At 59.6% G+C, this 23596-nt stretch carries 22 protein-coding genes and 2 pseudogenes; 14 read left to right on the plus strand and 10 right to left on the minus strand.

The features are described 5' to 3' along the window. Nucleotides 1-29: 29 nt before the first annotated feature. The 9 genes from REH34_RS19485 (at nt 30) to REH34_RS19525 (ending at nt 9758) form a co-directional block, all read left to right on the plus strand. The gene (locus REH34_RS19485) at nt 30-2600 is read left to right on the plus strand and encodes a M10 family metallopeptidase C-terminal domain-containing protein (protein ID WP_311968859.1); all 2571 of its coding nucleotides are present in this window, start codon (nt 30-32) and stop codon (nt 2598-2600) included. A 57-nt stretch (nt 2601-2657) separates the two neighbouring features. Beyond that, the gene (locus tag REH34_RS19490) at nt 2658-3260 is read left to right on the plus strand and encodes a TetR/AcrR family transcriptional regulator (protein WP_311972120.1); all 603 of its coding nucleotides are present in this window, start codon (nt 2658-2660) and stop codon (nt 3258-3260) included. Between the two features lie 255 nt (nt 3261-3515). Further along, complete coding sequence (locus REH34_RS19495; RefSeq protein ID WP_311968860.1) at nt 3516-4286, plus strand: alpha/beta hydrolase; 771 nt, start codon at nt 3516-3518, stop codon at nt 4284-4286. A gap of 76 nt (nt 4287-4362) precedes the next feature. Continuing rightward, nucleotides 4363-5046, plus strand: a complete 684-nt coding sequence (locus REH34_RS19500; RefSeq protein ID WP_311968861.1) for a type 1 glutamine amidotransferase domain-containing protein — start codon at nt 4363-4365, stop codon at nt 5044-5046. Nucleotides 5047-5277: 231 nt separating this feature from the next. Further along, the gene (locus REH34_RS19505; protein WP_311968862.1) at nt 5278-6423 is read left to right on the plus strand and encodes an alkene reductase; all 1146 of its coding nucleotides are present in this window, start codon (nt 5278-5280) and stop codon (nt 6421-6423) included. Then, on the plus strand, nt 6420-7160 hold the full coding sequence (locus REH34_RS19510) for an SDR family oxidoreductase (protein WP_311968863.1): 741 nt from the start codon (nt 6420-6422) through the stop codon (nt 7158-7160). Before REH34_RS19505 ends, REH34_RS19510 begins: the two co-directional genes overlap by 4 nt. Nucleotides 7161-7497: 337 nt before the next feature. Then, entirely contained in the window at nt 7498-8517 is a 1020-nt protein-coding gene (locus tag REH34_RS19515; RefSeq protein WP_311968864.1) for an alpha/beta hydrolase, read from the plus strand. 211 nt (nt 8518-8728) lie between these two features. Continuing rightward, the gene (locus REH34_RS19520) at nt 8729-9157 is read left to right on the plus strand and encodes a hypothetical protein (RefSeq protein ID WP_311968865.1); all 429 of its coding nucleotides are present in this window, start codon (nt 8729-8731) and stop codon (nt 9155-9157) included. 178 nt (nt 9158-9335) lie between these two features. Further along, a complete protein-coding gene (locus REH34_RS19525; protein WP_311968866.1) occupies nt 9336-9758 on the plus strand; it encodes a MarR family transcriptional regulator in 423 nt (140 codons plus the stop codon). Here the strand turns inward: REH34_RS19525 and REH34_RS19530 are convergent. The 10 genes from REH34_RS19530 to REH34_RS19580 all read right to left on the minus strand — a co-directional run bounded on the left by REH34_RS19530 (nt 9750) and on the right by REH34_RS19580 (nt 18910). Beyond that, nucleotides 9750-10160: an ester cyclase gene (locus REH34_RS19530; RefSeq protein ID WP_311968867.1), complete on the minus strand. Its 411-nt coding sequence runs from the start codon at nt 10158-10160 to the stop codon at nt 9750-9752. The genes REH34_RS19525 and REH34_RS19530 overlap by 9 nt on opposite strands. A 317-nt stretch (nt 10161-10477) precedes the next feature. Continuing rightward, nucleotides 10478-12382 (minus strand): AAA family ATPase, encoded by a 1905-nt coding sequence (locus REH34_RS19535; protein WP_311968868.1) that lies wholly within the window; start codon nt 12380-12382, stop codon nt 10478-10480. A 259-nt stretch (nt 12383-12641) separates the two neighbouring features. Continuing rightward, nucleotides 12642-12890 (minus strand): hypothetical protein, encoded by a 249-nt coding sequence (locus REH34_RS19540; protein WP_311968869.1) that lies wholly within the window; start codon nt 12888-12890, stop codon nt 12642-12644. Nucleotides 12891-13413: 523 nt separating this feature from the next. Continuing rightward, nucleotides 13414-14259, minus strand: coding sequence for a hypothetical protein (locus REH34_RS19545; RefSeq protein WP_311968870.1), 846 nt, complete (start codon nt 14257-14259; stop codon nt 13414-13416). A gap of 9 nt (nt 14260-14268) precedes the next feature. Further along, entirely contained in the window at nt 14269-14892 is a 624-nt protein-coding gene (locus REH34_RS19550) for a helix-turn-helix transcriptional regulator (protein ID WP_311968872.1), read from the minus strand. Nucleotides 14893-14905: 13 nt separating this feature from the next. Further along, entirely contained in the window at nt 14906-15700 is a 795-nt protein-coding gene (locus REH34_RS19555) for a TIGR04255 family protein (RefSeq protein WP_311968874.1), read from the minus strand. 52 nt (nt 15701-15752) lie between these two features. Beyond that, complete coding sequence (locus REH34_RS19560; protein ID WP_311968875.1) at nt 15753-16940, minus strand: Arm DNA-binding domain-containing protein; 1188 nt, start codon at nt 16938-16940, stop codon at nt 15753-15755. A gap of 1132 nt (nt 16941-18072) precedes the next feature. Then, on the minus strand, nt 18073-18249 hold the full coding sequence (locus REH34_RS19570; protein ID WP_311968877.1) for a hypothetical protein: 177 nt from the start codon (nt 18247-18249) through the stop codon (nt 18073-18075). Further along, the gene (gene csrA, locus REH34_RS19575) at nt 18246-18473 is read right to left on the minus strand and encodes a carbon storage regulator CsrA (RefSeq protein ID WP_311968878.1); all 228 of its coding nucleotides are present in this window, start codon (nt 18471-18473) and stop codon (nt 18246-18248) included. The genes REH34_RS19570 and csrA overlap by 4 nt, the downstream gene beginning before the upstream one ends. Before the next feature lie 119 nt (nt 18474-18592). Beyond that, complete coding sequence (locus REH34_RS19580; RefSeq protein WP_311968879.1) at nt 18593-18910, minus strand: LuxR C-terminal-related transcriptional regulator; 318 nt, start codon at nt 18908-18910, stop codon at nt 18593-18595. 160 nt (nt 18911-19070) lie between these two features. Here REH34_RS19580 and REH34_RS19585 point away from each other — a divergent pair. From REH34_RS19585 to istA, 5 genes and pseudogenes are all read left to right on the plus strand, one after another. Then, nucleotides 19071-19322 (plus strand): annotated as a pseudogene (locus REH34_RS19585) (DUF1654 domain-containing protein); the annotation flags it as partial. Nucleotides 19323-19404: 82 nt separating this feature from the next. Continuing rightward, nucleotides 19405-19710 carry an IS66 family insertion sequence element accessory protein TnpA gene (gene tnpA, locus REH34_RS19590; RefSeq protein WP_311970368.1) on the plus strand — a complete coding sequence of 102 codons (306 nt, stop codon included), beginning with the start codon at nt 19405-19407 and terminating at the stop codon, nt 19708-19710. Further along, nucleotides 19710-20048 (plus strand): IS66 family insertion sequence element accessory protein TnpB, encoded by a 339-nt coding sequence (gene tnpB / locus REH34_RS19595; RefSeq protein ID WP_311968880.1) that lies wholly within the window; start codon nt 19710-19712, stop codon nt 20046-20048. Before tnpA ends, tnpB begins: the two co-directional genes overlap by 1 nt. A gap of 64 nt (nt 20049-20112) precedes the next feature. Then, nucleotides 20113-21639 (plus strand): IS66 family transposase, encoded by a 1527-nt coding sequence (tnpC, locus tag REH34_RS19600; RefSeq protein WP_311968881.1) that lies wholly within the window; start codon nt 20113-20115, stop codon nt 21637-21639. A 439-nt stretch (nt 21640-22078) separates the two neighbouring features. Then, nucleotides 22079-23592: pseudogene (gene istA, locus REH34_RS19605) on the plus strand (IS21 family transposase). Nucleotides 23593-23596: the final 4 nt, after the last annotated feature.

Below are 23596 nucleotides of genomic sequence, written 5' to 3' on the forward strand. Positions count from 1 at the left end.
GCCCCTTTCCCGCTAGCACGGACCCGCTCATGACTACTCGATATAACGTTCTTGATTTCGGCGCCAAAGGCGACGGTGTCACCGATGACACCCACGCCATTCAGCTGGCCATCAACGCGGCGTTCAAGGCGGGAGGCGGGGAGGTGTACGTGCCGCCAGGCACTTTCATCGTCAGTGGTACCAACGCCGACGGCGGCAGCCTGACGCTCAAATCCAACGTCACCCTGACAGGCGCCGGCCAGGACATCACCACCCTGCAGCTGGCGCGTGGCACCAGCTACGACATCGATGGACTGGTACGCACCTCCAGCACCAGCAACACCCATGATGCCGGCATCAAGGACCTGACGCTGCTGGGCACCTCAGCCTACACCAGCGGTACGGTGAACGGCTTTGTGACCGGCGCCGCGGCGGGCTCGAGCGCCCATGCCAGCAACATTACCGTCAGCCAGGTGACCTTGACCGGCTTCACCGGTAACGCCCTGCAGGCCAATGCACACGTTACCGATCTGGTCGTCAGCGACAGCCTGGCCCTGAACAATCAGGGCAGTGGTTTCGTCACCCGCTTCGACGACCAGAGCACTGCCAAGTTTTACGACAACACCGCCTCTGCCAGCGGCGGTGATGGTTTCGATCTGCACTATTGGGGCGGCAAAACGCTCCTCTACAACAACGTCGCCAACGGCAGCACCGGCGATGGCATCGTCCTTGAGGAAGTGCCCAGCAGCCAAGGCTCAGCCTCCCTCGGCGGCTGGATCTCCGGCGGCGCCGTTTACGAAAACGCCGGTGCGGGCCTCGTCATACGTGGCTTCACAGGGCGCGTCGACGGGGTGAGCGTTTATGACAACAACGAGGCGGGCGTGCGCCTTGAAGGTACCGATCACGCCGTGGTTACCGTCTCTTCCATCTATAACAATGGCCGCGCCAACGGCGACGCGCAGATCGTCGCCACCGGCAACACCCTCGCCGACGGCCAGGTGGTGCCGGCAGATAACAGCCTGACGATCAGCTACAACACCCTGAGCGTAAGCGGCGAAGGCAACCACAGCACCACCGCCGTGCTCGACACCGACACCAGCACCCCGCAGTACCATCACATTCTCGGCAACATCGTGCAGGGCCTGCCCGATGGTATCGACGTGGCCGGCAACCTGAACGCTGCGCAGCTGGCGCCCAACCGTTTATACGGCACCGCAGGCCCCGACACTCTGATCGGCAGCGCGGCCAGCAGCGATCTGTACGGCGGCGGTGGCGACGATGTACTGATCGGCGGCCACCGCAACGACCGGCTCGAAGGCGGCCTGAGCGCTGACACTCTCACCGGCGGCGGTGGCAATGACACCTTCGTGTACAGCCATTTGGCTGACAGCACCCGCATCCATCTCGACGTGATTACTGATTTCTCGCAGACGCGGGACAAGCTCGACCTCACCGCGCTGGGCATCGACCGCCTGGGCAACGGCTACAACGACACCGTCGCGCTCACCTATGTCGCCGCCGAGCATCGCAGCTACCTCACGCATCTGGCCGACAACGGCCGCGAAGACTTCCGCCTGGCCCTGGACGGCGACTACCGCACTCGGCTCACCGACAGCCAGTTCACCGTGCTGCACCAAGGCACCGCCGGTGACGACACGCTGTCGTGGCTCGGCACCCCGGATGCCAGCGCTATCTACGGTGGCGCCGGTAACGACGTGCTCAAGGGCGGTCACGGCGATGGGCATCTGGACGGCGGCGCGGGCGCCGATATCCTCACCGGCGGCGGTGGCGCCGATGTCTTCAGCTACCACCAGATCAGCGACAGCTTCGTCAACGACCGCACCGGCGTGACGTCCACCGACCTGATCACCGACTACAGCCTCGACCTCGGTGACGCCATCGACGTCTCCGACCTCGGGTTCACTGGCCTGGGCGATGGCCACAACGGCACGCTGGCGCTGGATCTCACCGACCACGTCTGGCGCGTGCAATCACTGGACGCCGATGCCGACGGCAATCGCTTTTCGTTGAGCTTTACCCTCGCCAACAGCCTCGGGCTGGCGACCAGCGATGCGGCCAAGGCGTTCATCTTCGCGCCGAGCATTGAGCCCTCGAAGTACTATCTGCCCTATTGGACGACCACCGAAGGCAAGGACATCTTGACGGTCGGGGGTGGCGCTACGGTCGACGGCCACGGCGGCGATGACACCCTCACCGCCGGTGTCGGCGACACGGTGTTCATCGGTGGCCTGGGCCGCGATGTACTGACCGGCGGCAGCGGCTCGGATACCTTTCGCTACACCCAGTCCGACGACAGCTACCACGGCGCCAATGATCTGATTACCGACTTCAATCCGCTCAAGGACCAGATCGACGTGGCCGCGCTCGGCTACACGGGGTTGGGCAATGGCCACGATGGCACCCTTTTGGTGGACTACAGCGCGGACACTGGGCGTACCTATGTCAAAGATCTCGACGTCAACGCCAGCGGCCACCGGTTCGAGATCGGCCTGGCCGGGGATCTCGCGGCAGCGATCAAGCCATCGAGTTTCGTATTCGCCGGGGAGGGGAGTGCCGAGCTGACCTTGCTCGGCGTCGCCCATGACAGCGTAACCGGGTAACAGTCGTTCCTGGCGGGATAGTAGACCGATCGGCTAGTAAGGTTTAACATGCCCGCCATGAGCACTCCAAAGACACGCGAAACCACCGACGTCCGCCAGGGAATCCTTGATGTAGGCCAACGAATCATGGCCGCCAAGGGTTATTCCGCCGTGGGCCTGAATGAAATCCTGGCCACGGCGGGTGTGCCCAAAGGGTCCTTCTACCATTACTTCGGGTCGAAGGACGCCTTTGGCGAGGCGCTGTTGGAGAGCTATTTTTCCACCTATCTGGCCGAACTCGATCAGATCCTCGCCCTGCCTGGTCTGACGATGGCCCAGCGGCTGCTCAAGTATTGGGAAACCTGGCAGCACACCCAGTCGTTCGAGGATTGCCAGGGCAAATGTCTGGCGGTGAAGCTTGGTGTGGAAGTCGCCGACCTATCCGAAGCGATGCGCGCGGTGCTCAAGCGCGGCACGGCGGGGATCACCGATCGCCTTGCACAGGCAATCGAACTAGGGGTCGCCGAGGGTTCCCTTCAGGCCAGTGGCGACCCTTACGCCGTTGCTCAGAGCCTGTATCAATTGTGGGTCGGCGCCAGCGTGATGGTGAAAATCACCAAGAGCATTCAGCCGTTTGAAACGGCGGTATCCACGACTCGTCAGCTCCTCAACCTGTCCTGATTCATGGCCGCAGCAAGGTAGCGCCCGTAAGGCGCTGCCTGGTGCGCGCTCCGTCCTGACCACCACGCCCAATAGCCGCCCATGGCCAGCGGATCCACGCGCTCAGCCCTCTAGCGAGCTCTTTTGCGCCTCGCCTTCGCCTGCGCGGGTGAGGCGCAATCAGCATCGACAAAAAGAATTCAAAAAACTGTAGACGACTGGTCTAATTGTAGTTAACGTAGTCACACATTAACCGCATCCACAGGGAGCACAGTGATGAAGACTCGTACCAAGTTGGCCGCATTCATATCCACGCTGGCATTCGCCGCGCATGTCGGTTTCGCCGCTGCGCAGGACGTATCTGCAAGTGCTCCTGCCAAGACGGTAGTGCTCGTGCACGGTGCCTTTGCAGATGGTTCGTCCTGGAACAAGGTCATTGCGCTGCTGCAACAGGTTGGGTTGAAAGTCGTCGCGGTGCAGAACCCGCTCGACTCCCTGGCCGGCGATGTGGCCTTCACCAACCGTGCTATCGCTGATGCCGAAGGCCCCGTCGTATTGGTAGGGCATTCCTGGGGCGGGGCGGTGATCACTGACGCTGGCGCCAACGACAAGGTCCACTCGCTCGTCTACGTAGCGGCCTACGCGCCGGATCAAGGCCAGTCCGTACTCGACACCGTCAAGGGCTATCCGCGTAGCGAAGGCCAGTCCTCCTTCGTGAAGGACCAGGCCGGTTACGTCAAAGTCAGCGACGAAGGTGTCGCCAAGTATTTCGCGGCGGATCTGCCGCGTCCCGAACAAGCCCTGTTGGCTGCCACACAAGGCGCCTTGAATAGCCGCGCCCTGGCTGAGCCGGTCAAGCATGCGGCCTGGCACAACGTTCCTTCCTTTGCTGTGGTCGCCGGCAACGACGCGATCATCTCCCCGCAACAACAGCGTGATCAGGTCAAGCGCATGCACGCCGTTTCAGTGCAGGTGCCGTCCAGCCACGTAGCGATGCTGGCTTACCCCCAGCAAGTGGCGGATCTGATCATTCAGGCAGCAAAGTAATCCAGTTTTAGCTATTTTATAGACGACCAGTCTAATCAATAACGCTTTATCCAAAACTCAGACAGGAAGCACTGAAATGAAAATTCTCATGGTACTGACCTCACACGACACCCTCGGCAACACTGGCCGCAAAACCGGCTTCTGGCTCGAAGAGCTTGCCGCGCCGTACTACGCCTTTCAGGATGCCAAGGCCGAAATCGTCCTGGCCTCGCCAGCCGGCGGCCAGCCGCCGCTGGATCCGAAGAGCAACGAGCCGTCCTTCCAGACTGACCTGACCCGTCGCTTCGAAACCGACGCCGCAGCGACCGCGCAGTTGGCCAATACCGTGCGCCTGGACAGCGTCTCAGCAGCCGATTTTGATGCGGTGTTCTACCCAGGCGGCCACGGCCCCCTGTGGGATCTGGCCGAAAGCCCGGTGTCGATCCAGTTGATCGAGGCCTTCCTGGCTGCCGGCAAGCCCGCTGCCCTGGTGTGCCATGCGCCCGGCGTACTGCGCCACGTGAAAAAGCCTGACGGCACCCCGCTGGTGCAAGGCAAAAAAGTCGCTGGCTTCACCAACAGCGAAGAAGAGGCGGTCGGCCTGACCAATGTCGTGCCCTTCCTGGTCGAGGACATGCTCAAGGCCAACGGCGGCCTGTATTCCAAAGGCGCGGACTGGTCTTCCTACGTGGTCCGTGACGGCCTGCTGATCACGGGTCAGAACCCGGGCTCGTCCAGCGAAGCCGCGACCGTGCTGATCGACCTGCTCAACAACGGCTGATCCGGCGCTCGGCGGGGGACGCAGCCGCGTCTCTCGCCTGAATTGAACCCCCTGTATCCGCACTTCACGCCATCGGCATGGGGCGGCGGATTGCGCCCTGATTTTCTGACGTGCCCATCACGGCGTCACGGACATCAGCAGCGGCGGCGCAGGCTAGACCTGCGGCACCCACAAATTTCTCAGCCTCGGGGCTCGCCCGCCGAGTGACTCACGCTTCAAGGAAACTGACTCATGAAATATCCCGCACTGTTCGAACCCACCACGCTGGGCCCGCTGACCCTGAAAAACCGCATTGTCATGCCGCCGCTCACCCGCCAGCGCAGCGCCCAGCCTGGCGACGTGCCCACGGCCCTGATGGCCACCTATTACCAGCAACGCGCCAGCGCCGCCTTCATCGTCAGCGAAGGCACGCAGATCGAACCCCGCGGCAAGGGCTACGCCTGGACGCCGGGCATCTACAGCCAGGCGCAGATCGATGGCTGGCGCACCGTCACCGATGCCGTGCACGCTGAAGGCGGGGTGATCTTCGCCCAGCTGTGGCACGTCGGTCGCGTATCCCACAACGCCCTGCAACCCGACGACGGTGCGCCGATCGCACCCTCGGCAATCCAGGCGAAGAACGTCAAAGCCTTTATCGAAACCGGCCCAGGCACCGGCACCCTGATCGAGCCCTCGATGCCGCGTGAATCGAGCGTCGATGATATCCACGCACTGGTCGAGCTCTACGCCCAAGCCGCGCGCAACGCCCTGAGCGCCGGCTTCGATGGCGTCGAGCTGCACTGCGCCAACGGCTACCTGGTCAACCAGTTCATTTCGGCGCACGCCAACCAGCGCACCGATGAATACGGCGGCTCGCTACACAACCGCCTGCGCTTCTTGCGTGAAGTGGTGCAGGCCGTCAGCGCCGTGGTCGGGCCGGACCGCGTCGGCGTGCGCTTCGCGCCACTGTTCACCAGCACCGATGAGGACCGCGTGTACATCGGCTTCGTAGAGGAAAATCCGCACGAGACCTATATCGAAGCCATCAAGGTGCTCGAGCAAGAGGGCATCGCCTACCTGTCGATCGCCGAAGCCGACTGGGCCAACGCCCCCGACCTGCCGGAAGATTTCCGCCGCGAGGTGAGAAGCACCTTCACTGGCCGGATCATCTACGCCGGGCTGTACACCGCTGAGCGCGGCGCACGCCTGATCGAGGCTGGCCTGGCGGACTTCATCGCTTTCGGTCGGCCGTTTATCGCCAACCCCGACCTGCCTCGGCGCATCGCCAACGGCTGGCCACTCAACCCGCTGAACGCCACCGGCCTGTATGGCGGGACCGAGCAAGGTTTTACCGATTACCCACGGTATGTCGCCGCTGAATTGGAGGTAGTGTCATGAGTCAAGGTATCGAAGGCAAAGTGGTGCTGATCACCGGTGGCAGTACCGGCATCGGCGCCGAAGTTGCCCGCCTGCTTGCCGCCCGCGGCGCCAAGGTTGCCGTGGCCGCACGCCGCGCTGACAAACTGGATGCCGTGGTGGCCGAAATCACCACCCAGGGTGGGGCTGCCAAGGCCTACACCCTGGATGTCACCGACAAGCACCAGGTCGAAGCCGTCGTCGCTGCGGTGGTGGCTGATTTCGGCAAGCTCGACGTGTTGATCAACAACGCCGGCCTGATGCCGATCCGCCCGATGTCAGAGGTCAACACCGACGAATGGGACGCCATGATCGACGTCAACCTCAAGGGTACGCTCTACGGCATCGCCGCAGTGCTGCCGCGCTTTCTGGCGCAATCGAGCGGGCACATCATCAACCTGAGCTCGGTGGCCGGGGTGAAAGTCTTCGCACCGGGCGGGACGGTGTATTCGGGCACCAAATTCGCTGTCAGCGCCATCTCCGAAGGCCTGCGCCAGGAAGTGGGCGACAAGGTGCGCGTGACCTCCATCGCCCCGGGCGCGGTGGACAGCGACCTCAAGCACAGCACCTCCGGCACAGCCAAGGACACGGTGCTGGATTTCTACAAGAAGGCGATTCCGGCGGCTTCGGTGGCGCGTGCCATTGCGTTTGCGATCGAGCAGCCTGACGACGTGGATGTGAACGAAATCGTCATCCGCCCGACGCATCAAGAGTTTTGAGCTCATCGTGGGCGAGCCTGTCGCTTGGTGCTCGCCTGGCCTAAGCCGAATATCTGCACGCATCGCATGGGTGCGGCTGGCCGCTTCGCCGCTCCCACACATGTACGAATCAGGCGCGGCGTGCATTGTGGGAGCGGGCCCTGCCAGCGAAAAGGCCTGCACCGCTTGCATGGAATCTGTAGCAAGGACGCTTTTCCCCGAAAGAACCAACCCGCGCGGATTGTCTTTTTTGAGTTGACAGTAAAACGCTTTTCAGCCGATTTATCCCCTCGTGGCCACCTATTAATCTAGGCACCAATAGAACGCCGACCCCTGATTACCTCGTAAGGAAACACCCATGAACATCATTCAAAAAGCCTTCGCCGCCAGCCTTCTCGCCCTGAGCGTAGGTACCGCCTTTGCTGCCGATGATCTGACGCCCGAGCACCAGACCCAGGGCTTTCTCAACGCCCTGGCCGCCGGCGGTGGCAAGCCCATCGAGCAACTCAGCCCGAAAGACGCCCGTGCCGTACTGACTGGTGCCCAGGCGTCCGTGAAGGTGGACATGTCCGGTATCGAAGTAAGTGATCGGACCATTTCGGTCAACGGCCAGGACATCAAACTGAAAATTGTCCGCCCGGCCCATGTCAAAGGCGAGTTGCCGGTGTTCATGTTCTTCCACGGCGGTGGCTGGGTGCTGGGCGACTACCTGACTCACGCCCGCTTGATCCGCGACCTGGTGGTAGGCTCCGGCGCGGTTGCGGTGTATGTCGACTACACGCCATCGCCAGAAGCGCATTACCCGACGGCAATCAACCAGGCCTACGCCGCGACCCGTTGGGTGGCCGAGCATGGCAAAGCCCTCAACGTCGACAGCAGCCGCTTGGCAGTGGCGGGTAACAGCGTCGGCGGCAACATGGCCGCGGTGGTCGCATTGATGGCGAAAGAGCAGGGCACGCCGAAACTGCGTTTTCAGCTGCTGCTGTGGCCGGTGACGGATGCCAACTTCGACACAGGCTCTTACCAGCAATTTGCCGAAGGGCATTTCCTGACCAAGAACATGATGACCTGGTTCTGGGACAACTACACCACCGATGCGGCGCAGCGGGCAGAGATTCACGCCTCGCCGTTACGGGCCACGGTCGAGCAGTTGAAGGGCTTGCCACCGGCGCTGGTGCAGACGGCGGGGTTGGATGTGCTGCGCGACGAGGGTGAGGCGTATGCGCGCAAGCTGGATGCGGCCGGGGTGGACGTGACTGCGGTTCGCTATAACGGAATGGTGCATGACTATGGGTTGCTGAACCCGTTGAGCGGGGTGCCGGAAGTGAAGGCAGCCATGCGCCAGGCGGCTGGGGAGTTGAAGGCGCATTTGAACTGAGGGTGTTTTGTAGCTAAAAAAGCCCGGCATTGAGCCGGGTTTTTTGCATTTCGGGTTTGAGCGGGAAGGCGCGGGTTGATTGCTTTTCCGCCGGCCATTTCGAATCCCCCGCCCGTTCGCATCGTCATTCCTTTATATCGACTCAAGCTCGAGGATTTCTGGGATCTTCCTTTGCGGTTCCGCAGTCCAATCCTCCAAAGGAGGGATCTCCATGCGAATTTTCATCGGAGCGTTGGCAGTCGCAGTATTGGCGGGCTGTTCATCCAACGCCATCACCATCAAACAGACCACGCCCGCCTCCGCAGATGAGGTCTATGCCTATCAGGCAAAACCTAGCGGCCCGAGCGGGCGAGTGACGGTGATGCGGGAGGGCGGGGTTTACGGCGCTGCCTGCGATGTAGTCGTCTACGTCAACGACAAACGCGCGGCCAAACTGGGCATCAGCGAGCGAGCCACCTTCCATCTGCCTGTGGGCAAAGCCACTGTCGGCGTCGGATTGACCGACTCCGGGCTGTGCGGCGGCGCCGAGGTCAGGACGATCCCGGCAGATGTCCCGCTCAACGGCGAAAAGCTCTACCGGATCAGCTCGGACATAAACGGCTGGTTGATCACCCCGTATGTCGAACATTCATCTGAGTGATGTCGACTGTTAGTAAATGCAACATCTGGCCCCATGGTTAGCAGCCTTGATTCGACCGGCAGCAACTGGCCACAAGCGGTATGCTTGCCCCATGCGACCACTAAGAGAAAGCCCATTGTCCTCTCCTTCAGAATCTCCCGGCGGTTACTCTGTGTCCTCTGAGAAGGCAACTGAACAGTTGGCCGAAGATCTGCGAAGAGTGGTCGGCAATCTTGTCCGGGAAGTGCGCAGTGGATCGCACACGCCGTCTTCAGCACAGTCTGAAACTCTAGGGCTGCTTGACCGCCATGGGCCTGCGAGCATAAGCGCGATTGCTGCGCGTCGTCACGTCAAGCATCAAAGCATGCGGCTGGTTATCGCCCAGTTGGAGCAGCAGCAACTGGTGACACGAGGTCTTGATCCGAGCGATGCCCGAAAGCAGCTCTTCGAGCTGACCCACCAAGGCCGAGCTGCGCTCGAACACAGCCGTCATCAGCGCAGTGACTGGTTGGCTCGCCAGCTCAAGGAAAAAACCACAGCATCCCAGCTGCAAACGCTTGAAGCTGCGGTCAGAATTCTGGAGCAAATGATTGCCACCGCCTCAGACGGTCAATCAGTCTGAGCGCAAAGCTGCCAGCAAAGTGGGCAACGAATTGAGCCCCCAGTGCTCGACATATTGGCCATTATGGATGCGGACCATGTCGATGACATCAATGGACACTGCACGCCCCGTTGCCGATATACCGAGAAGTACCCCGGAGTGGCAGCCGATAATGCGCTTTCGGGTCGTCACTTTGTCGTCTTCAGCAACCTGATCCAGCACCTCTACTTGGAGACCGGACAACCCCGGATGCAGAACATTGTGAAAGGTATGCCATAGACCTTCTCGCCCTTTGTCCTGACCGACCGCTGCCGAATGGTTGATGAAATCTTGCGCTACGAGCATTTCAAATTCGTGCCGGTTGCAGTTCTCAATAACCTCTTGATTGAAGCGGCGGACGATAGCTTTGTTCACTGCCGACATAACGACCCCTGACGCCTGGATGCCTAGAAACCTGAATATATACAGTTAGACTGTATACATCCAGGGTCTTAGTGAGCGCTGTGCGCTGATGTGCTCTAGGCATTGAGCCATTGCTGCCAGTTTCGACCAACAGCTATGGGTTGAAAGCTTCCTCTAGCGATGGTCTCCAGAAGGGGCTCTAGCATCTTGGAGGCGGAAATCCGTAAGAGTGTTAGTAGAAATATCCAGTACAAAATCAGTAGCTTAAGGCCGACTAACGGTTAGCATCATTGAGTTACATCGCCGGGGCGATCGCGGCAGATCGAGCGGCCTGCAGGTCAGTTCAGCGTCGAGTCCTCGCTGTAAGCCGCTCGTTCCAGGGCGGCATGCTCGCGCTCGGAGTTACGCACAGCACTCAGCCCCAGCGCCTCATAAACTTCCGCACCGTCAATGGTCTCGGCCTCCAGCAACCGCGCCACCACCGTATCCATCGCGACGCGATGCTCATGCAGCAGCCCATCACAGATCGCCTCTTGCTCGCGCAATAACGCATTCACCTGCAGCAGGGTAGGCGTCGGGTCAACTTCGATACCCGCATCGCGCATCACACTCAGCGTCGCCAGATCACTGTGCGGGCCCATGCCCAAGGCGCTGACCATCGACAAGGCAATACGGGTCGCCTCCTGCAAATCGGACGACGCCCCCGACGACACCTCATGGAAATACAGCTTCTCCGCCGCCCGCCCCGCCAACAACATGACGATACGGTTCTGCAGTTCAGACTTGCGATGCAGGCGCTTGTCCTCGGTCGGGATCACCAAGGTCACGCCGAGCGCCTGACCGCGCGGCAGGATAGTCACCTTGTCGACCTTGCCGATTTTCAACTGCGCGGCCGCGAGCGCGTGACCGGCCTCGTGCACGGCAATACAACGACGTTCCTGCTCGGTGAACGGCGTGACACCCATGGGCTTCTCGCCGATGCGCTGGGTCTCGATCGCATTCACCAGGTGATGCTCCTCGATGCTGGTGGCCGCTTCCCGGGCAGCGAAGATCGCCGCCTGATTAACCAGCGCCGCAATCGCCGCCGGAGTCAGGCCCATGCAAGTGCCGGCCAGACGGTCGATGTCCATCTCGCCGACCTGCTTGAGCTTGCCCAGATACAGACGCAGCAAGGCCTTGCGGTCCTCCAGCGTCGGCAGCGGCACGGCGATGGTACGGTCGAAACGGCCCTCACGGCGCAGCGCCGGGTCCAGGGATTCCGCCAGGTTGGTAGCGCCGATCACCAGCACGCCATGGGCGGAGCTGAAGCCGTCCATCTCGGTGAGAAACTGGTTGACGATGCGATTCTGCTCGGCCTCGCCCATGCGCGGCTCGGCAGCGCGGCGGCCGATGCCGTCGATCTCGTCGATAAGAATGATGCAGGGCGCCTTGCGCCGCGCCTGCCGGAACAGACTGCGGACCTTCATAATGCCGACGCCGTAGAACATGCTCGAGAAATCGCTGCCAGTAGCGGCGATGAAGTTCACCCCGCATTCGGTGGCCAGCGCCTTGGCCAGATGCGTCTTGCCGGTGCCCGGCGACCCGGTCAGCAGCACCCCACGCGGCGGTCGCGCGCCCAGAGAGGTGAAGCGCTCGGGATAACGCTGGGCCATGGCGATGTCCAGCAACGCCTGCTTGGCCTCGCCGCAGCCGACCACGTCGTCGAAAGTGGTCGGCGTATGCTTGTTGCGGCGCAGATAGCCCATCACCCGCCCGGACACCGTCGGCCACGCGACGCTCAGCAACAAACCGATCACCAACAAGCGCATGGTCATGTCGATGGCAGCGCCGGCACTGATCGCGTCGCTTTCTTTAAGCTCGGAATACTGGAAGGTCGGCGTCGCATCGCTGGCCACGAACAAGTAGGCCTGACGCGCCACGAAGCCAGAACCGTCGTACACGGCGTAATGGCTGCCGTCCTTGAGGGTGACGTACAACTGGTTGTTGCCGCTGATGGCCTCGGCCACTTTGTCGGCACGCACGTCGTCGACGAAGCTGGAGAAGCGCGCAGGTTGAGCGCGCCATGGGCTGTCGTCGTGCTGGAGTTGCTCGGCCATGGTCGGGTTGGCGGAGACGGGGGAATCACTGTGGGATAGCCACATGCCGCCGGCCAATATCAGGGTGATGGCGATGCCCGCTGCGGACTGCCAGTAACGATTACGCAGCCGAGTGCGGATGCGCTGGATAAATGAAGGTCGGGCCATCGGAACCTCTGCCTTGGGCGAATACCGGTAGAACGGGGAGCGTTGCTGCTCTCAAGGGGGTATCGGCCGGCGGAGTGGAGAGTGGAGCGCCGGAAAATTGTTCCCCGCTGGGTGTTAGCGAGAAATGGGCCAAGGTGGGATGGGCGGGGATGAAGGGCGACGGGCGGGTGTCCCAAGCCCTGCAAGGCGCAGGACTTTAGGTAGGGGCATTGAGAGGAGCAGGGAATGACTGGATTCAGCGTCAGCCATCGTTGAGGGGCTATTCCTCTGCGGGTAGCCTTTGCAACCGTTCCTGCACCGCGTCGTCGAAAATCATGTAAAGCGCTTCAATATCTGCTGGCTTCAATTTTTTGGCAGTTTCGAGGCCAAGGATCAATGCAATCTCCAGCGTACCCTCACGTTCGATGTCCTCCCGTGTGCTCGCTGCATTGAGTGCACGCACCAGGTCGTTGATCGGTCCACGGACAGGCTTGGGTAGCTTCAACAGGTCCAGTCGTTCTTGCGGCATGCAGTTGGCGCTCCGGCACAGGGGGTGAGCGCTGATCGCGTGCGTGGGCGCGGTTGGCACTGGGAGGATGACAATATGGGATTGTACAGGTATGCCTTGATTGATGCTGCGATTGGCGTTGAGGTTATTACCAGGCTGGCGTAGGGGCCTTACTAAATACGGGTGCGTTTGGGGCAGATTGCAGGGTTCGCAGAGTAAATGCAGAGGCAAGCGCATGGTCCCGCCGGTCTCCTTGGTGCTGGTCGGCATTTTTGTAGGCCGTCGCCTTTGTGAAACGTAACAGCTAATTCGTATCGCATGGCAGTGGTTCAACTGGCGAAATAGTCGCATCAGGATTTATGGTTTTGCTGCCCGGAGTTATGGAGCTGTCAGAGGTTTTCCTGTGGGCTTTGGGGGGGAGCTGTATGCGGGGTAGGCATATTGGCACGTGCTACTGTTTCGGTTGGGCCGGGGGGATTTGAACCCCCGTCCCTGACCCACTCCATAAGGCGTGCAGCCGGAAGGCTGTCATTTTGCTGTCATTCTAGGTCGATAGCTCGCCAGCCCCTACGAAATCTCCAGGTGGGGATTCTGAGAGGCTCACATACTCAAGCCGCCACTGGTCCACTTTGCGCAGATCGGCCAATGTCATAACCGTATCCGCTACTGCCGCGCAGCGCTCCAGAATAATCGCACCACGATTTTCACCGGCCCCATAGGCATTGTGAAATAAATCGACCAACGCGGCAGCCGCGGCCTCCGCCGCCTCTCGAGCCGTTGGACCTCCGTCGTTTGCATCGTACAGAACGCTTATGGAGAGGAAGTAGGGGGTTTCTTCCCCTAATTCCTCTGTACGTTCTTCTCCGAGGTCAAAGAATACCCCGACCAAATGTTTCGCATGAGGCGTTACGATTTTTGTTATCTGTTTTTCAACGGGATTCTTTCCGACCAGCGTTCTGAGGCGTGTCTCAAACGAATTTGGGAAAGCAGGGCGGCCATAGCGTGCGGCTAACCATTGCTTGAAGGCTCTTTTCTGCTCGGAGTCTAGCGGTGACCCGGAGGCGCCTGTGGCACTCGCAATAAAGTCCTTTCGGGAGAGCGACCGTCTCCCTGAATGAGCTACCTCAATGTAAATCGGCCCATGATCCGTTGAAAACGTAAGATGAAGGCGCCGCGGGTTTCTAGCGTTCTCCAAGATGCCCTCTGGCTTATCTAGACCAATACCAATCAACACCTCAATGTCATTTTCGTGGTCGTTCGCCAGGTCACAGTCGTGTGTCGCCACGACAACCTTGATATTTTCCGCCGCATCTAAAGCCAAGCCCAGCTTGAGAACGTGATCCTCGCTAAGCATTTGCCCTTGCCGCCATTCGGTATCACGTCCAAGCATCTTTATTACCTACACTCGTTCGACGGCACCAGGAATGGACACATAGGTTTGCCACGAGTCAGAAGGCTTTGCCTTGGACTGCGGCAGACCGGACTTCGCATAATTTGTTTCCATTTTCCGCGCCTCAGTGATGAGAACAGAAATATGCTCTGAGCTATTGGTACCCAACCTCACTAGGTCAAGCAGGGAGCTTCCGTTAAACGCTTTCATTTTTACCAGGTTTCCGACTCGCTCGACCTGGGCGGACTTGAGCTCATCGGCGATGCGGCTTAGCGTCGCGAGTTTCGCCTGAGTTGCAGGCTCTGGCTCGGAGTCGCGGCTTATCCATTTGTAGATTGCCTGCCTAGAAACACCAAACACTGCCGAAAGATCCGCCATCGAGGGATTTAGGGTTTCTCGAATATTTTCGATGTGTGCCACCGGCGAGCGCACATCTATATGCTTATGCGGATCTTCTTTCGCGAGCGTAAAAGAAACCCGAGGCTTGACTGATTTCCACCAGCTATCGGCCGCCGTGATCGGATAGGCGCTGCCTGTGCCAGTAACCAAAAGACTCATCACCGCCACTACAAGCTTGCTCTTGCTGCCGCTGGCTGAGGGTGAAAGGTAAGTAGAAGTCGGGCTTGCGTACATATTTCCCCCTGATTTAGGCCCAAACGCGATTGGCATGATCTGTAACGGTAGCAGCAAAGACTTGTTTAATTGCGGCGTGTAGATTTTTCATCTGCATTTCGATCGCTTCGAAATCAATTGGCATTTGCCCCGAGACGGAATGGTCGGTATCGATAACAGCATGAGTTATTTCCGGAGTCACGAATTTCGGCATCATGACTAAACCATGTGGTAGGAGATCTGGTGGAAACCCCACTACCCCACGAGCCTTGTAGACACGGCTCAGCAGCATCCCAGTGGGAACCAGAGGGCCGCATTCTGTATGGAAAACCGATTCCATCATGGACTGTAATCGTGGTGCGTCAAAATCCAATCCGTGTAGGCCGGGTGTTAGGTATTGCTCAATGCTTTCGCCTTCTGATGGCTGAACCGCATCTAGGTAGCGAAGGCCCACGCGACTCAGATGCGCCAGACCTACGACTTCGTGCACGGCTTTGAGCCCCATCAGGAGCGTAGGAATAAATTCCTGGCTCGTTTCGTAATGCGTCGTATGAAACGATAGAGAATTCGCGTTTAGGATGAAGCCTGAGCTTCGGTCCTGCTTTGTAAGCAGCCAGAGCGACGTCTGCGTAACCTGCGGTTCAGCGAACGCTGCTCCAGCCTCAGGAATCTGCAGCTGCATCTGTTGCTGCGGCTCGAACAGCGTGAACCCAACGCGTCGAAGCTGGTCCTGGATATCGACTACATATTTATGCATCGCCGGCACAGGATTGAATTGCGCTTGCGCTATCGCGTAGTAGACCGGGGCATTGGATAATTTGTCCGGCACCGTTGTGCTCCTTCGAATCGGGCTGGTTTACGTCTTGGTTTACAGTTTACATCTAGGTTGTCGGCCTCACAACGCAATTCATTAGCTGAGTGTCGGCGGTTGCGAAAGCAATTTCAGCTTTCGAACCAGACGTCGAATGCTCATTTGGAAGCCATCGACCATACACTCTGGCGATCATCGTCCAATCCGTATGCCCCATCTGCTTCGCAACCCACATTGGGTGCTCGCCAGCGGATAGCATCATGGATGCGTAGGTATGCCTGGTTTGGTAAGGCCGCCGATACCGAACACCCGCCTTCTTCATCGCCGGTACCCACATTGTCTTTCTGATCGGCTGATCACCAGTCCACCGCTCCCCTGTGCGCGGGTTCTGGAAGATCTCGCGATCGGCGAGGAACGTGTGCTCCTTCTGAGCTTTCAGTGCCTCAAGGGCAGGGCGCAGCAGTTTGACGCTCCGGCGCCCTGCGGATGTCTTGGGTACTTCGGCGATACCGCCTGATGCCTGGGTCATTGCCTTGGTGATCATCACCTCGCCGCGGAGCCAATCCACGTCGCCCCAGTCCAGGGCCACCAGCTCGCTGGTGCGCAGTCCTGTCCACAGCGCGAACTGCACCAGGTTACGGGCCTGACCTTGGAGGACACCCAGAATTGCGGCTTGTTCTTCGGGCGCGAATGGGTCGACGTCGTCTTCCTTCGGGGGCGCCTCTTTACGGGAGTAGGTCCAGCCAGCCAGCGGATTGAGCTCTATCAGCTCCTCCTCGCACGCGTCGTTCAGCGCCGAGCGCAAGCAGCTCTGGATGTTGCTCAACGTCTTGTTACCCACCAGCAGGGTGTCCAACCAGTCGCGGACGATCTTGCGCTTGAGGTCGACCAGCATGTGGTCGCCAAGGGCAGGGAGCAGGCGGAGCTCGACGATCTTTCGGTAGCCGTCGAAGCTGCTGCTCGCGAGGTGTTTCTTCTTGGCTGCCAGCCACCTAGTCAGGAAACCGTTAACTGTCTCCCGGCTCGCCTCTGGCGCGAATTGCGCAGCCCTGGGCGAGCCGGGGAAGGTCACCGCATAGTCGAAGGTCCCGATCGATATCGCGTGCTCGATCGCCGCCTTGTGCTGCTCTGCCTTTTTCAGATTAGTGGGGGAGGGCTTGAGCGTGATGCGCTCGCGGCACCGGACGCCCCGATACATGAACGTGATTTCGATGCTCGTATCGGAGACCGCCCGAACTCCCCGCCCGCCTCTACCCATGATTCATATCCCTCTACGTCAATAATGGTCCGGCCATCCGGAGCCCTAACCCATATCTCTCCGAGCCGCCAGATGCCGTCACGGATCTTTGAGCGGATCGCGTCCTCTGTGTAGCCAGACTCGCTGGCGAACTTCCTGACGGTCACATAGCGCATGTGCTCACCTTATCTCGGTCTAAGCTGGTGTCTGTGCCTTGGTGTACCTAGCCTGTCGGGGGGCTTAGGTATGTGGTTTGCCAGTGATAGGCTTGCCAACAAATGGCTCCTGAGATGTCCATCTGCGCTGGTAGTAGTTTTATGAGAAAACGAGGCAACGAGTACGACGCATGGGTGAAGAGCGGAATGCATGGCGTCTCCTACCCCTCGATTGATCGTACCGGTGTTCAGATAGACGTTCGGATCCGGCTGAACGACATGAATTCGACCCAGGCTTTCATCGGCGTCTATCAGAGAAATGGGGGACTCATTTACGAAGAGTTTTTCCCAGTGATGCACACGATGTCGCTGTCCGTGGCTACCGTATGGGCGGTCCGTAGGGCGCAACTCGTTGCTTCGAATTGGATAATGTTTGGGCCCTTTTCTATTTCCTAGGCGGAATTTCGCTCCTCTATAACCACCGCAGGTCCTAAATTCCGAAAAAAGGCCCGAAAACACTGAATTTCGAGGTGCCTTCCGTTGACTTTCATCCGGGTCGCACTGATCCTTCGCGGATTGCTCCGTGGTTCCTTTTTCTCCTGTTAGAGAGGCTTCAACATGCGCCGTCGCGGCCCCAAGTTTTGGACATGGGCTGATTGCCAACTGCACTACAGGGAGCATGAAGAGCGGCTCTCCGACGGGGCCTTGATTGACGTTCAAGTTCGGCTTTCTCGAGACGCTGTCACTCAGCTCTTCATCGGCGTATATGCAAGCGATGGAAGATGCTGCTTTGAAGAATTCTATCCAGCCCGGCTGAATGAGAGCATGACCGTGGCCCTCGCGTGGGGTGTAGAGCAGGCCAGAATTGCGGCGAGTAGGGAGAAGACGCAGCAGGGGAGGAGTACCAGTCGAGCACGAGCTCTTCGGCAGCCCCACTCGCGCTGAAAGCGGCTTTGGCTGATCGTAGCGATCTGGGAGCTGATAGGCGTTGTTCATGGCTAAGCCTCCAGGCTGCAGACGATTACCGCCGGCTGATTGAAGTGGTCGGCCAGCACCCGGCGCCCGTCGATGCCGCACTCGGCAGCCATGGCCATGACTTCGCCAAAAGTGCTCTCACGGCGCTGGAGCAGCTGCCACAACGCGATCAGGCGCTGTCCGAGGGATGAGTTGTTCATGGCCGCACCTTGGCTTCTGCCGCCATACGGCTGTAGTGCTCGAGCGGGGTTGTGTTCTGCAGCTCAGCCTGACGGCGCTGGTGGATTTCTTCGCGGTCGACCACCACGTGAGCCGGCGCCTCAATGCCCAGGCGGACCTGCCCATGGTTGACGCCGATTACGGTCACGACGATGTTGTTGGCGATCACGAGGGATTCGCCGGCTTTACGGGTGAGGATCAGCATTGTGGTTTCCTTTCTCTAGGCCGAACGAATCCCGGCCGCGTTGTTGGCTTTCGCAAAAATCAGTTGGGTTTGGTGGTTACATCACCGGACTGCGCCCGCGCACCGGCGCACGCCACTTCTTACGCCACGAACACGCCCTGATGGTCGTCGCTGTCTTCATGGTGCTGGGGCCCTGGGGTTGGCGCACCGCCGGCAAAGGCAATGATGCCTCGCTGGAATGCTGCTGCAACCAGAGCAGCACGCTTCACTACACCCAGCTTTACGCCAGCGGCCAGGATGCGCTTGTCGACGCCGTCCTTGCTGATGCCCAGATCGCGGGAGGCTTCCTTGGAGCTCATGCCGCACGCGACGGCCATGACGCACTCCAGCTCACGCTGGGACAGCCCGGCGCCGATCCGGCCGACGATACCGTTCGAGGTGATGGTGGGGTGGGTCATGGCGTATTGCTCCGTGCTGGTTTCGATGGAGTAAATATAGGCTTGCCTTTATTGCGCTGTCAACAGTTATACCTTTATTTTGTGATATCTCTTTTACTGGCGGTTACAGAGGCGTTAGGCTTGCTTTTACTGTACGGATATACAGCAGAAGGAAAGCAGTATGGTTAAGGCACTGAAGAAACCGGCAGAACGGATTGAGGTGAGCGGGGTTGAGCGGCTACGGCTCAGGGTGTCGAACATGATTAATCACCCGATCGCCCAGGAACGGAAAAGCATAAAGATTCACCGCCTGGATTCAGACGGCGACCGCGAGTGGGAGGAGGTGATGGGGGCATTGTCGGAAGTCGATGGGATCGACATTACATTCAACGATGAGGACGAATCGGTCACGCTGAGCTGGGACGCGCCGTCAGACGACGGTAAGCGTCCAGCCCAGCCACCTATGATTCCCCTCCGCCTCTCGCCACGCTGTGCCCTTCCACGAAGGAGCACACATGAAACCACCCGCCGGACTCACCGCACGGCGCGCATTCTGGGCCGAACATGTCCAGGCATGGCGCAACAGCGGCATGACCCAAGTTGCCTACTGCGAGCGGCACAAGATCAACACCAAATCATTTGGCTATTGGTTTCGAAGTCGCGAGCTGGAAAACGAGACCCTGACGATAGTGCCCATCGCCGTACGTGAAGTTGCCACGGCAAGCGAGCTGAAGCTAAGACATCCAAGCGGCTGGGAGCTGATATTGCCGTGCACGATAGATCCGGCGTGGCTGGCCCATCTGCTCCAGGAGATGCGCTGATGCTATTGCCTGCACAGGTCTGGCTGATTCTTGAACCGATGGACATGCGCCTTGGCATCGATGGTCTTTCGTCGCGCGTCCAACACGCGCTGGGAAGATCGCCGTGCGACGGCACCGCTTATGCTTTTCGTAATCGCCGAGGCAACCGCCTCAAGCTTCTTCAATGGGACGGCACCGGTGTCTGGCTTAGCCAGCGCCGTCTGCATGAAGGCACTTTTGTATGGCCTGTCCCTGGCGAAACAGTCTTCACATTGACCCAGGCGCAATGGCAGTGGCTGATCACTGGCGTTGACTGGCAACGATTGGAAGCTCGTCCGATGAGTGACTGGAGAGTGTAGAGAAATACTCTTTCATATCGTTCGCAGATAACGATAGTGTGGATTTTTTCAGTAAAATCCACGGATGCCAGTCGCCGATGAAATCGCCGCCCTCAATCTTGATCCCGCCCTGCGGGAGAGGATCATGGCCGCGCTTTCACAGCAGGTCGATGTCGATAAGCTACGTGCCCAGGCTCAACATGACGCGTTGAAAATCCAGGCATTGACCCTCGAACTTGCTCATTACAAGCGTATTCGGTTCGGCGTCAGAAACGAGGCGTTGTCGCCCGAGCAGCGAGACTTATTTCAAGAAACCGCCGATGCCGACTGCGCCGCCATTGAAGTAGAAGTCGAGGCACTCGTGCCTCAACAGCGAGCGCAGCGCTCTCGCGCCGGCCGTCAACCACTGCCGGAACATCTGCCACGTATTGAACATCGCCACAAGCCCGAGGCCTGCCGTTGCCCTGAATGCGGTGGTGAATGGGTAAAAGTGGGCGAAGACATCACCGAGCAACTGGATGTCGAGCCTGCCAAGTTCTTCGTGCATCGCCATATCCGTAGCAAATACGCCTGCCGACCCTGCGAACGTATTGTTTCAGCACAAGTGCCTCCCGCCATCATCGACGGCGGCCTGGCGGCTCCGGGACTGATTACCTGGGTGTTGATCAGCAAGTACCTCGATCATCTCCCGTTGTATCGCCTTGAACAGATCGCCCAGCGTGCGGGCGTCACACTGGCACGATCAACCTTGGCCGACTGGGTTGGCCGCTATGGATTTGCGCTGCAACCGCTGGCGGATCGATTGGCCGAGTTGTTGCGCCAACGCCTGATCCTGCATGCTGACGAAACACCGGTACAGCAACTTGACCCTGGCAAAGGCAAAACCAAGCGAGCCTATTTGTGGGTTTATCGCAGTAACGACCTGGATCCCGGGCCGGGGATTACCGTATTTGATTACCAGACCGGGCGCAGCGGTGCGCATGCACGCGCTTTTCTGGATGACTGGAAAGGTCATTTGGTCGTTGACGATTATGCGGGCTACAAAGCGCTATTTACTCAGGGCGTTACCGAAGTGGGTTGTATGGCACATGCACGGCGCAAGTTTTTTGAATTGCATGCGGCCAATCAAAGCGCGGTGGCTGCCGAGGCTTTACTACGGATCGCTCAATTGTACGAAATCGAATCACGGGGAAAAATGTTGACCTGTGATGCACGCAAACATCTGCGCACCAGCGAGGCGCTGGCCAAGCTGCAAGACATGCATGAGTGGATGCTATCGACCCGCCAAGGGGTAGCGAACGGCAGCAGCTTGGCCAAGGCGATGGACTACAGCCTCAAGCGCTGGGTGGCGTTGTCACGCTATGCCCGCAGCGGTGATTTACCTATCGATAACAACGCAGTTGAAAATGTGATCAGGCCTATAGCGGTGGGTAAGAAGAACTGGTTGTTTACTGGCTCTGAGCGAGCGGGATGCCGCGCAGCTGCGATCCAGAGCTTGCTGGCGACGGCGAAACTTAATGGGCTTGCCCCGTCGGCATGGCTGCGCGATACGTTGGAAAAGCTCCCGACATGGCCCAACAGCAGGATTGATGAGTTGTTGCCGTTGCGATGAGCGGCTGTTTGCAAGGAGGCTGGGCTGGACGCTTACAGACGACGATCCGCGTGCCGAGATGCACGAGGAGTTCAATGCGCTGGATGAGCCAGCGCCTTTCTGACATGCACAAAAAAGCCCGCTCAGTGGCGGCCTGGCTCATCGCGTAGGGATTTCATTGGCTAGGTATTCTTTCTGCTTTCAGTGCTTTGCCAAGCGCCGTAGTTGCCAACCTGGGGATTCCACGCGCACTTGGACACCCATTCCACGAACACTTGGACACCGATTCCACGCTGACTTGGACACTCACTCCACGGCCACTTGGACACTGATTCCACGAGTACTTGGACAGTGATTTTCTACTGACCCACTCAAATCTCAGGCAGACAGCAACGCAGGTTTATTCACTACCATCGACCTCTTTTCTCGCAGCGAAGAGGTCGTCGTGGAGCGTATATCCATGCGTAAAATCCGAGAGGTACTACGCCTAAAGTTCGACGCCGGCCTGTCCGTGCGCAAGATCGCCGCCAGCCTGCGCATCAGTAGCGGCAGTGCGGGCAACTACTTGCACCGCTTCAACGCCTGCGGACTGAGTTGGCCGACATCGTTGTCGGACGCCGAGTTGGAACGACGCTTGTTCCCGCCAACCCCAACAGTTCCAAGCGACCAAAGGCCGATGCCTGATTGGGCATGGGTACACGCCGAGTTGCGCCGCCCCGGCGTCACTCTGGCCTTGCTCTGGCAGGAATATCGACTCACGCACCCGCAAGGCTTCCAGTACAGCTGGTTCTGCGAGCACTACCGCCTCTGGGCCGCCAAGGTCGATGTGGTGATGCGCCAGGAACACCGTGCAGGCGAAAAGCTGTTCGTCGATTACGCCGGGCAGACCGTGCCGGTCATTGATCGGCGAACCGGCGAGATCCGCCAGGCGCAGATCTTCGTCGCCGTTCTCGGCGCGTCCAGCTACACCTTCGCCGAGCCACCTGGTCGCAGAAACTGCCCGACTGGCTGGGCTCGCACGTGCGCTGCTTCGCTTTTCTCGGGGGTACATCGCAGATCCTGGTGCCGGACAACCTACGCAGTGGCGTGACCAAAGCTCATCGCTACGAACCCGACATCAACCCCAGCTACCGCGACCTGGCCGAGCATTACGGCGTAGCCGTATTACCCGCTCGCTCGCGCAAGCCAAGGGACAAAGCCAAGGTCGAAGTCGGCGTCCAAGTCGTCGAGCGCTGGATCCTGGCGGTGCTGCGCAACCGCCAGTTTTTTTCGCTCGGTGAACTCAATGCCGCCATCGCACTGCTGCTGGATCGCCTCAATCACAAGCCCTTCAAAAAGCTGCCCGGCTCACGCCGATCAGCCTTCGAGGCCCTCGACCAGCCGGCGCTGCAAGGGCTGCCGGAACACCCGTACGTCTATGCCGAATGGAAAAAAGTGCGCGTCCATATCGACTACCACGTCGAGGTCGATGGCCACTTCTACTCGGTGCCATACCAACTGGTGAAGCACCAACTCGAAGTACGGCTCACGGCTCAGACGGTCGAGTGTTTCCACGCCAACCAACGCGTGGCCAGCCATCTGCGCTCGCTGCACAAGGGCCGGCACACCACCCAAACCGAGCACATGCCCAAGAGCCACCGCGAGCACGCCGAATGGACTCCACAACGGTTGATCCGCTGGGCAGAGCAGACCGGGCCTAACACCGCTGGCGTCATCGCCTACATCCTCGAACGCCGAATCCACCCACAGCACGGCTTCCGCGCCTGCCTGGGCATCCTGCGCCTGAGCAAACAGCACGGCGAAGCGCGGCTGGAAGCCGCGTGCCAGCGAGCGCTGGCACTGGGCGCATGCAGCTACAAAAGCCTGGAATCGATCCTGCGCCAAAAGCTGGAGCGCCTGCCGCTGGCCCAGCAAAACCTGCCACTACTGCCCGACGAGCACATCAACCTACGTGGCCCGGGCTACTACCACTGACCTG

Origin of the sequence: Pseudomonas baltica (genome assembly GCF_031880315.1) — a bacterium.
In the GTDB taxonomy this organism is placed as follows: Bacteria; Pseudomonadota; Gammaproteobacteria; order Pseudomonadales; family Pseudomonadaceae; genus Aquipseudomonas.

What these genes read in the sequence shown, in the direction of transcription:
- REH34_RS19485 (WP_311968859.1), top strand. Translation starts at nt 30, where the DNA reads ATGACTACTCGATATAACGTTCTTGATTTCGGCGCCAAAGGCGACGGT.
- REH34_RS19490 (WP_311972120.1), top strand. Translation starts at nt 2,658, where the DNA reads ATGAGCACTCCAAAGACACGCGAAACCACCGACGTCCGCCAGGGAATC.
- REH34_RS19495 (WP_311968860.1), top strand. Translation starts at nt 3,516, where the DNA reads ATGAAGACTCGTACCAAGTTGGCCGCATTCATATCCACGCTGGCATTC.
- REH34_RS19500 (WP_311968861.1), top strand. Translation starts at nt 4,363, where the DNA reads ATGAAAATTCTCATGGTACTGACCTCACACGACACCCTCGGCAACACT.
- REH34_RS19505 (WP_311968862.1), top strand. Translation starts at nt 5,278, where the DNA reads ATGAAATATCCCGCACTGTTCGAACCCACCACGCTGGGCCCGCTGACC.
- REH34_RS19510 (WP_311968863.1), top strand. Translation starts at nt 6,420, where the DNA reads ATGAGTCAAGGTATCGAAGGCAAAGTGGTGCTGATCACCGGTGGCAGT.
- REH34_RS19515 (WP_311968864.1), top strand. Translation starts at nt 7,498, where the DNA reads ATGAACATCATTCAAAAAGCCTTCGCCGCCAGCCTTCTCGCCCTGAGC.
- REH34_RS19520 (WP_311968865.1), top strand. Translation starts at nt 8,729, where the DNA reads ATGCGAATTTTCATCGGAGCGTTGGCAGTCGCAGTATTGGCGGGCTGT.
- REH34_RS19530 (WP_311968867.1), bottom strand. Translation starts at nt 10,160, where the DNA reads ATGTCGGCAGTGAACAAAGCTATCGTCCGCCGCTTCAATCAAGAGGTT.
- REH34_RS19535 (WP_311968868.1), bottom strand. Translation starts at nt 12,382, where the DNA reads ATGGCCCGACCTTCATTTATCCAGCGCATCCGCACTCGGCTGCGTAAT.
- REH34_RS19540 (WP_311968869.1), bottom strand. Translation starts at nt 12,890, where the DNA reads ATGCCGCAAGAACGACTGGACCTGTTGAAGCTACCCAAGCCTGTCCGT.
- REH34_RS19545 (WP_311968870.1), bottom strand. Translation starts at nt 14,259, where the DNA reads ATGCTTGGACGTGATACCGAATGGCGGCAAGGGCAAATGCTTAGCGAG.
- REH34_RS19550 (WP_311968872.1), bottom strand. Translation starts at nt 14,892, where the DNA reads ATGTACGCAAGCCCGACTTCTACTTACCTTTCACCCTCAGCCAGCGGC.
- REH34_RS19560 (WP_311968875.1), bottom strand. Translation starts at nt 16,940, where the DNA reads ATGGGTAGAGGCGGGCGGGGAGTTCGGGCGGTCTCCGATACGAGCATC.
- REH34_RS19570 (WP_311968877.1), bottom strand. Translation starts at nt 18,249, where the DNA reads ATGAACAACTCATCCCTCGGACAGCGCCTGATCGCGTTGTGGCAGCTG.
- csrA (WP_311968878.1), bottom strand. Translation starts at nt 18,473, where the DNA reads ATGCTGATCCTCACCCGTAAAGCCGGCGAATCCCTCGTGATCGCCAAC.
- REH34_RS19580 (WP_311968879.1), bottom strand. Translation starts at nt 18,910, where the DNA reads ATGACCCACCCCACCATCACCTCGAACGGTATCGTCGGCCGGATCGGC.
- tnpA (WP_311970368.1), top strand. Translation starts at nt 19,405, where the DNA reads ATGAAACCACCCGCCGGACTCACCGCACGGCGCGCATTCTGGGCCGAA.
- tnpB (WP_311968880.1), top strand. Translation starts at nt 19,710, where the DNA reads ATGCTATTGCCTGCACAGGTCTGGCTGATTCTTGAACCGATGGACATG.
- tnpC (WP_311968881.1), top strand. Translation starts at nt 20,113, where the DNA reads ATGCCAGTCGCCGATGAAATCGCCGCCCTCAATCTTGATCCCGCCCTG.